1 protein-coding gene is annotated in these 568 nt (G+C 53.9%); it reads left to right on the top strand.

Going from position 1 to position 568, the window contains the following annotated elements:
* Positions 1–184: 184 nt before the first annotated feature.
* Positions 185–547 (top strand): hypothetical protein, encoded by a 363-nt coding sequence (locus tag N1032_RS26955; RefSeq protein WP_259543764.1) that lies wholly within the window; start codon positions 185–187, stop codon positions 545–547.
* The last annotated feature ends 21 nt before the right edge of the window (positions 548–568 follow it).

The following is a 568-nucleotide window of genomic DNA, read 5'->3' as shown; positions in this document are numbered from 1 at the left end:
GGCATGATCGGCCGGTGTTCGTGTATTACATTGTCACCGATTCAACCGTTGACCGGCTGGCGCTGGAACGACTGAAGACGAAAGCGAGCGTTCAGGAAATTCTATTCCAGGCGATGAAACGCAAGGCGGCGAACGATGATATTTATAGGGCTATAGCATGATATCAAGAAAGCATTCTATCAAGATGCCGAAGCTAACGAAGGCGGAACAGGCGGCGCTACGCCTGCCGCGAACGGCGGCGGATAACGTGGAAGACGCGAAAGAAGCGTTTATGTTCATTACCGATATGCTGATCGGGGCGCTGATTGAGCCGGGCCGCGATCCTGATCGGTGGTGTCGCAAGGTGATGCGCGAAGCCCTGGAGCAAGACAAGCTACGCCGGATCGCCACGCGTGAAATCGTCTGGCGCGCGCAACGTATGGATGATTCCTTTAAGTGGCTACGCCGGTATCACGGAACATTTATGCTTATGGCGGAAGACGTGCCCCAGCTGGGCTATCAATGCAGCCTTGTTAACTTCGACGAACCAGTGAGGCCCAATATATGAGAGTGTTACACCCGCACAAAT

Origin of the sequence: Herbiconiux daphne (assembly GCF_024979295.1) — a bacterium.
Classification (GTDB): Bacteria; Actinomycetota; Actinomycetes; order Actinomycetales; family Microbacteriaceae; genus Herbiconiux; species Herbiconiux daphnes.
The sequence above is the reverse complement of the archived record's forward strand: the minus strand, read 5'-3'. Positions and strand labels throughout refer to the sequence as shown.

Bases quoted from the DNA above. Each gene is read 5' to 3' on its own strand.
- N1032_RS26955 (WP_259543764.1), top strand. From the start codon at position 185: ATGCCGAAGCTAACGAAGGCGGAACAGGCGGCGCTACGCCTGCCGCGA.